This is a genomic window from Okeania sp. SIO2F4, assembly GCF_010672385.1.
Taxonomy (GTDB): domain Bacteria; phylum Cyanobacteriota; class Cyanobacteriia; order Cyanobacteriales; family Microcoleaceae; genus Trichodesmium.
The window spans coordinates 1-7,524 of the sequence record NZ_JAAHGT010000463.1 but is presented as its reverse complement, the minus strand read 5'-3'; the positions used below and the strand labels follow the sequence as shown (position 1 = coordinate 7,524).

Sequence of the window (7,524 nt, the reverse complement as noted above, 5' to 3'; positions counted from 1 at the left end):
TGGTTGACTTTCAAAATCAAATAGCCGAGACATTTATGGAGATGATATTGAGTTTTGAGGGGTTTCAGTGTCAACAAAAAAAAAACGCCTATTAGGGCGTAAAAGCGAACATAAAACACACACAAACAACAATTGACAGTCAACTCAAAGAGAAGGATTTATCAAATGTTTCTATGCTTTAATCATCTCCTAAAATTTGACGAAGTGCGATAATGTGAATGATTTATCACAAAAAACCTTGTTGCTATGGGTGGACGTGCATTTTCTTGCACATTAACTGGCAGTTTATGCAAAGAGCAACTTGTGTAAAGTAGATGCACAATTTTTGGGGTGATGAGGGTCACTAATACCATTTTGATAAATGTTTGCTGCAAATAGCTAGGGGATTTTTGTTTGAGTCAACCCACCCCTAACCCCTCCGGTGGAGGGGAAGTCAGTCGGACCGAGTCATAATTAATAGCTTAGATGCCATTTCTTAGTTCATAACTTATCGAATTCGTCAAAGAAAAATCTATTGTAAAGTCTTTTTATCGCCCTTATTATTCGTAACATTCTTTTTTCAATTTGGTATAACAGCGGAGGAAGTAGATTCTTTATTAAGAGGGAAAACCATTAATTTAGCCAACCCAATCTCATGCAACCTTTGAGATTATTTCCTTATCGGTCGCAATGACTTGGGTATATTAATATCGGGGGTTAATATTCCCCCTCGCTGCGGAGAGTAGAATTTAATACTGTCCGCAGCGAGGTGGTGATTAAATAATAGCAGTTTGATAAATGTTTGCTACAATTTATTGAGTAGTAAGTTGCATGCAACGTCCCTACGGAGAAGTAAACATAACAATAATTAATACTAACTAATTAAAAAAAACAGAAAAGTTATTGACTTGTATTAATTATTTAATAATTGAAGTTTCACTCAAGCATAGCATTCTTTTTTAAAATTGGTATAAGTTAATCTCTGGGAAAAACCATTAATTTAGCCGAAGCAATCTCGTGGAACCCTTAATATTAGTTCCCTATCGGTCGCAATGAGAAAAATACGTTGCAGGTGCGTAAGTCCTATTATAATCAAATGTCTAATCCAAATCCTCCTATTTTAACTATTACCAACCTCCACACTTATTATGGAGATAGTCACATTTTGCAAGGGATTGATTTAGAAATTTATTCAGAGGAAGTCGTGGTATTAGTGGGTAGACATGGAGTAGGAAAAACTACGCTTTTATTAAGTCTGATGGGAATTAATCCGCCGAAACAAGGAAGTATTCTATTTAATAATCTGGAATTGCTTGGTTTACCTAGTTGGAAAATAGCTGATCTAGGATTAGGATTAGTTCCCGAAGGTAGACGAGTATTTCCTAATTTAACAGTGGCAGAAAATTTAGAAGTGGCATGGAAAAAAGATGCTACGAATACTTATAGTTTGAGTGAAGCTTATACAGATTTTCCCGAATTGAAGAATCTACAGTTTCAACTAGCACGAAATATTTCCGGTGGGCAACAACAAATGTTGGCTGTAGCCAGAACTTTAATGGGTAATCCCAAACTTTTATTAATGGATGAACCAACAGAAGGATTAGCACCAGTTTTAGTACAAAGAATTCAAGAGGTAATTAAGCGTTTAAAAAGTCTGGGAAAAACAATGTTAATTACAGGACAAAATATTGCTTTTGCTCTAGAATTAGCTGACCGAGTTTATGTTTTAGATGGGGAAAAAATTCGATGGCATGGAAAAATTGAGACATTACGTTCTGACCCAGATTTACTATGGCAATATTTGGTTTGAAGTAGCAGTCAGCACTCAGCTATTAGCAATCAGCTTTTTGTTATCTGAAAGCTAATTCATAGTTAAATTGATTTAATCTTACCGAATAATTAATAATTATTAGCCTCCCCTTTCAAGGGGAAAAAGTGGTCGATGGATGGCGAGGTTTCCCGCTCTTACAGAACCGCTCCGAAGTTCGCCATATCCAATCGACCAAGAAAAGAAATAATATTTATTTATATTCAATTCCCCTACGGTTTTAACCAGAGTTAATTATCCATTATCAATTAATGAAAATCCCCCTCAATTTTATCGATCACTTCTTTGACTCTTTTAGACTCATAATTTTTATCTTCTTGCTCAAATAATTCAGCAGGTTTTCGTAAATATTCTAAAGCTTTGTTCAAATTGCCTAATTGCTGATATATGATCCCAATATTTTCATAAGCATTAGCAAAATTAGGCTGTAATTCAATATAATTTGATTTAAGTTTAATTGCCCGATCGTAATCAACAATTTCCCCCTGTTTATCTCCCAACGAACGGCGCGAATTACCTCTATTATTATCAGCATCTGCTAATTTATTATTGAATTTAATTGCCTGATAAAAATCTCCCAAAGTTTGCAAAATATTAGTAAACATTCAGCTATTAGCGGTCAGCTATCAGCTCCATAAAAGAGGGAGTAGGGGTAGGGAGTAGGGGGAAAGAATTAATAATTGCTGTGGGATAATTGATGGGATTTTTGATGATTGGAGATGTCTAATGAATCAAGGAAGCATTCATTTAATTTCTACTACATTCTCAACCAGAGATTCCTACTCTGAAGCTTTGATAAAATTGCTTTTTTCTCCTTTCAAGGTCATCAAGCTGATATCTGATCTGATAGCTGTTAGCGTTAGCGTTAGCAAAGCTCCTCTGTTAGCGCAGCTCCTCCGGAGGAGGCAAGAGGCTAGCTGACTGCTGAATGCTTACGAATATTACCTCTATTTAGATAAACTTCCGCATAATTTGGTTTAAGTTTAATTGCCCGATCGTAATCAACAATCTCCCCCTGTTTATCTCCTAATTATACCCTCGTAATACCCCGATTAAAATATGCTTGAGCATTATTAGGTTTCAGGTAAATTACTTGAGAAGAATCGGCAATTGCCCCTGAATAATCTCCCAACTTCCGCTAATACTTCTAATATTTCCCCGATTATAATAAGCTTCGGTTCGACTATAGTCGAGATTAATCACATTATAAAAATCAGCAATTCCGCCTTGATAATTTCCTAAATCAATTCGCAAAATACCTCGATTGTAATAAGCTTCAATAAAATCTTGTCTTAGTTCAATAGCTTTAGTAAAATCACTCAAAGCTCCTGGAAAATCTCTTTGATTATATTTATCAATACCCCGATTAAAATAAACAGAAGTATTTTGACTTTCCGAGTCATTATTAATAATCTGATCCTCACTAACAGCAGCATAATTTTCTGTAGTGGTTTGGGCTAAAAGATGATGAGGTGTGGTTATCCCAATTAAAGATATTACATAAACGTTGCGCAGCAATATTACTCCTAAAAATTTCCATATTCTTAAACTTTTCAGCATTTTTCCATCCTCCACCAAAAATTATCTTCTCACAATGTTATTCTGGTACAAAGAATTAATTATAAACTGCCAAATTATTAACTTTTGAATTAAAAATACTGTGCAAAATAAATCTCACTCCCAAGCCAAACAGCAAAAACTACCTAACCAAAGATGGCTAATATATCCACAGCAACCAGAAACAACCCAACAACTAGCTACAAGTTTAGAAATATTACCCTTAATAGCTCAAACACTAATTAACCGTGATATTTCTACTATGGAAAAAGCACAAGCATTTTTAGACCCTGACTCAATAACATTACCTTCTCCAATACAAGAATTTCACGACTTAGATATTAGTCTAAATTTATTACAAACCACTATTTCCCAAAAGCAAAAAATTGCTATCTGTGGCGACTATGATGCAGATGGTATGACCAGCACTGCTTTATTACTGCGTAGTCTCAAACACCTAGGGGCAAAAGTTGACTATGCTATTCCTAGTCGGATGCAGGAAGGTTATGGTATCAATGAACGTATTGTCGAAGAGTTTCATCAAGAAGGAGTTAGTCTCATCCTGACTGTAGATAATGGTATTGCTGCGTATCAACCTATTGCTATTGCTCGCCAATTTGGTTTAAATGTCATTATTACCGACCATCACGACATTCCACCTAATCTACCACCTGCTAATGCTATCCTTAACCCTAAACTTATCTCAGAAAATTCTCCTTATCGTGGTGTTGCTGGTGTGGGAGTTGCTTATATTTTGGCAGTATCTCTAGCACAACGTCTCGGAAAACTCCAAGGTTTAATTAAACCTCTTTTAGAATTATTCACTCTTGGTACCATTGCTGACTTAGCACCCTTAACTGGGGTAAACCGTCGGTGGGTGAAACGAGGGTTACAACTTTTGCCTCACTCCCAGTTAGCGGGAGTAAAAGCTTTAATTCAAGTGTCTGATGTTAAAGCACAAGAGCAAGGAAATTTGAAACAAACTAATAATCAAAAATCCCTTAAACCTGATGATATTGGGTTTCGTCTCGGTCCGCGTATTAATGCGGTCGGACGTATTGCTGACCCACAAATTGTGATTGAACTTTTAACGACGGATGATAAAGAAGTGGCGGAAACTAGGGCGAAACAGTGTCAAGACATTAATCAACGACGGCAAGAGTTGTGTTTAGAAATTGAGGAAGAGGCGATCGCTTGGTGTGAGAAAAGTCAGATAAATTTGCACCAAGAAAGGGTATTGGTAGTGGTACAACCAGGATGGCATCATGGAGTTATTGGTATTGTTGCTTCTCGGTTGGTGGAACGTTATGGGGTGCCTGTTTTTATTGGGAGTTATCAGGAGGAAGAAAATACTGTTCGGGGGTCTGCTCGTGGTATTCCTGAATTTCATGTTTTTGAGGCGTTACAATTTTGCGATGATTTGTTGGGAAAATACGGTGGTCATAAGGCAGCGGGTGGTTTTTCTTTGCCTGGAGAAAATTTAGATAAATTTGCTTCTCGTTTGAGTGAGTTTGCTCATCAATGTTTGGAAATTCATCATTTAAAACCGTTAATTAGTATTGATGCTGAAGCAGATTTTCTAGAACTTAATTTTGATTTGTTTCGGCAAATAGATTTACTTCATCCCTGTGGAATTGAAAATAAATCTCCTATTTTTTGGACTGGGAATGTACGAGTTATTCAACAAAGAATTGTTGGTAAAGGTCATATTAGGTTGACTTTGGTTAAAGGAGAACAAGAAATTCAGGCGATCGCTTGGCGTTGGGGTGATTATTTTCCTCTACCGACTTTGGTTGATATTGCTTATCAGTTACGGAAAAATACTTGGAATTATCAAACTAATATTGAATTAGAGTTAGTTGGTTTACGTTTATCTAGGGAAATTTATCTTCAGCAAGACTCATCTATTCAACCTGAAAAGGTGGATTTTTATTACGGCGATCGTCTCTACACTTGCAGTCTTTATCAAATAGGAAATATAAAGGAATTAAGAATTAGAAATTCTCGTGGGGAAGTCTTAGCTATTCAACAGGGAAATAAATTTGGTTTATTAGGAAAAAGTCGAAATAATGCTCAAGAAGTTGATGTTTCTCAACCTCGTTTTTTTCATTTAATTAAGGCAGCTATGAATGCTTTAAATCTCAATTGATGAATAGTGAAAATTTCTGACTATTGCGTATAGAGCAATAATACATTCATTCTCTGAAGCACCCAGCCAGCAGAGATGGGTAGTGCAATTTTTCTACTATTGCGTATAGAGCAATAATACATTCATTCTCTGAAGCACCCCGCCAGCAGAGATGGGTAGTGCAATTTTTCTACTATTGCGTATAGAGCAATAATACATTCATTCTCTGAAGCACCCCGCCAGCAGAGATGGGTAGTGCAATTTTTCTACTATTGCGTATAGAGCAATAATACATTCATTCTCTGAAGCACCCGACCGGAAGAGATGGATAGTGCAATTTTTCTACTATTGCGTATAGAGCAATAATACATTCATTCTCTGAAGCACCCAGGCGAAAGAGATGAATAGTGCAATTTTTCTACTATTGCGATATACGCAATAGTTAATTTATTCTCTGAAGCACCCGACCAGAGGCAATGAGTTATGAAATTTTTCTTCTATTGCGTATATCGCAATAATAAATTCATTTGCTGAAGCACCCGACCAGAGGCAATGAGTTATGAAATTTTTCTTCTATTGCGTATATCGCAATAATAAATTCATTCTATTAAGCACCCGGACGGCAGAGATGAATGGTGCAATTTCTCTTCTATTGCGTATAGAGCAATAATAAATTCATTCTATTAAGCACCCGGACGGCAGAGATGAATGGTGCAATTTCTCTTCTATTGCGTATAGAGCAATAATACATTCATTCTCTGAAGCACCCGAAGGGCAGAGATGGATAGTGCAATTTTTCTTCTATTGCGTATAGAGTAATAGTTAATTCATTCTCTGAAGCACTCCAAAAGAAGAGATGGGTAGTGAAATTTTCCTACTATTGCGTATAGAGCAATAATAAATTCTGCGAACTTCCTCTAAATTTTTCTACTTACCACTTTTAACAGTTGCGTACTAAGCATTGACTTGGTTTTGAACGTCATGCTGATGTAGTGCTAGATCGGCACGGAGCTTACGGATTGAAATTAGGTGCATGAAAATTGGCCTAAAGCAGTTCTGTACTTCATGTACTTGGAATCTGCTGTATCTTTTTTGTCAAAGGGGAATCTTCTGTAAAGTCTTATTATGGGGAGTAGGGAGTAGGGTTATTAGAAATTAAGGTATCCAGAACTTACGCAAAGGTACTATATATAGAGTTTAAAAACTATAACGTTATAGTTTTGAACGCTATAAATATAGTTTATGCGTAAGTCCTAATATCTTCTCCTTATACTTAATGTGTGATATTTTCTATTTTTAATACAATTGTCCTATTGTCTTTAGATGATCGTCAAAGATTATTAAGTTTGCATCTAGCCTCGCCTTCTTAAACAAACTAGGGTAACGCTTCATTTCAAATTGCGTAAATAAAACCGCTGGGTTTCCATTTTGCTTAAAAGGTATCCCCGTCCAATGGGCGGCTGTTCCATTGCCTACTTTCATTAAGGCTAGGTTATGGTAATTTCCGTATATACTATAATCGAAACACCTAGAGTCGTAATGAGTTACCCATAACGCTACTCCATTAAACTTTTGGTCTTCATAAAACATTTTATGGAAGTACACATACACATTTGATGCATATTGCCCATTCGCCATCTCAAAATACTTATCTGCTAGTCGTCCTGCGAGTCCCACCGCATAACCTTGGTTTGCTGGGTCATACTCCTTACTACTACTGTCAAAAGTTGCATACAATGATTTAAACTTGTCTGGCACATTGGCAAAACTTTGTTCTCTTCGCCATGCTACTACTACGTTGACTTTTCTCAGATTATAATGAAACACGTAATTCTTTCCTACCATCCAATGCTCTGCATTATATTTTTGTTTATTTCCGTTATAACTAGGTGGGTCGTAAGGTCTGTACACAACAACGAGCCACTCCTTATGGTAATATTTCCTCTTCAACTGTTGGCATATTTTCTCTGCTGTTCCATTTGGCTGATACTCATCTGGATTCGGGATAAGTTTTTTTATCACTTCCATACGA

The 7,524-nt window shown here is 36.4% G+C and carries 6 protein-coding genes; 2 read left to right on the top strand and 4 right to left on the bottom strand.

Features of this window, described 5'->3' with window-relative positions; translation table 11 throughout:
* Window positions 1-1,075: 1,075 nt before the first annotated feature.
* A complete protein-coding gene (locus F6K22_RS24830) occupies window positions 1,076-1,789 on the top strand; it encodes an ABC transporter ATP-binding protein (RefSeq protein WP_293104104.1) in 714 nt (237 codons plus the stop codon).
* A gap of 266 nt (window positions 1,790-2,055) precedes the next feature.
* Here F6K22_RS24830 and F6K22_RS24825 read toward each other — a convergent pair whose 3' ends face one another.
* The 3 genes from F6K22_RS24825 to F6K22_RS24820 form a co-directional block, all read right to left on the bottom strand.
* A complete protein-coding gene (locus F6K22_RS24825) occupies window positions 2,056-2,412 on the bottom strand; it encodes a tetratricopeptide repeat protein (protein WP_293104102.1) in 357 nt (118 codons plus the stop codon).
* Window positions 2,413-2,720: 308 nt separating this feature from the next.
* Complete coding sequence (locus F6K22_RS42475; RefSeq protein WP_363274367.1) at window positions 2,721-2,816, bottom strand: tetratricopeptide repeat protein; 96 nt, start codon at window positions 2,814-2,816, stop codon at window positions 2,721-2,723.
* A gap of 80 nt (window positions 2,817-2,896) precedes the next feature.
* The gene (locus F6K22_RS24820; RefSeq protein WP_293104100.1) at window positions 2,897-3,367 is read right to left on the bottom strand and encodes a tetratricopeptide repeat protein; all 471 of its coding nucleotides are present in this window, start codon (window positions 3,365-3,367) and stop codon (window positions 2,897-2,899) included.
* A gap of 100 nt (window positions 3,368-3,467) precedes the next feature.
* Between F6K22_RS24820 and recJ the strand changes: the two genes are divergently transcribed.
* Window positions 3,468-5,513, top strand: coding sequence for a single-stranded-DNA-specific exonuclease RecJ (gene recJ, locus F6K22_RS24815; RefSeq protein ID WP_293104098.1), 2,046 nt, complete (start codon window positions 3,468-3,470; stop codon window positions 5,511-5,513).
* Window positions 5,514-6,788: 1,275 nt separating this feature from the next.
* Here the strand turns inward: recJ and F6K22_RS24810 are convergent.
* The coding region (locus F6K22_RS24810) for a hypothetical protein (protein ID WP_293104096.1) at window positions 6,789-7,524 on the bottom strand (736 nt) is incomplete at its 5' end.

Excerpts from the sequence above, each read along its gene's own strand:
- F6K22_RS24830 (WP_293104104.1), top strand. The coding sequence starts at position 1,076 with ATGTCTAATCCAAATCCTCCTATTTTAACTATTACCAACCTCCACACT.
- F6K22_RS24820 (WP_293104100.1), bottom strand. The coding sequence starts at position 3,367 with ATGCTGAAAAGTTTAAGAATATGGAAATTTTTAGGAGTAATATTGCTG.
- F6K22_RS24825 (WP_293104102.1), bottom strand. The coding sequence starts at position 2,412 with ATGTTTACTAATATTTTGCAAACTTTGGGAGATTTTTATCAGGCAATT.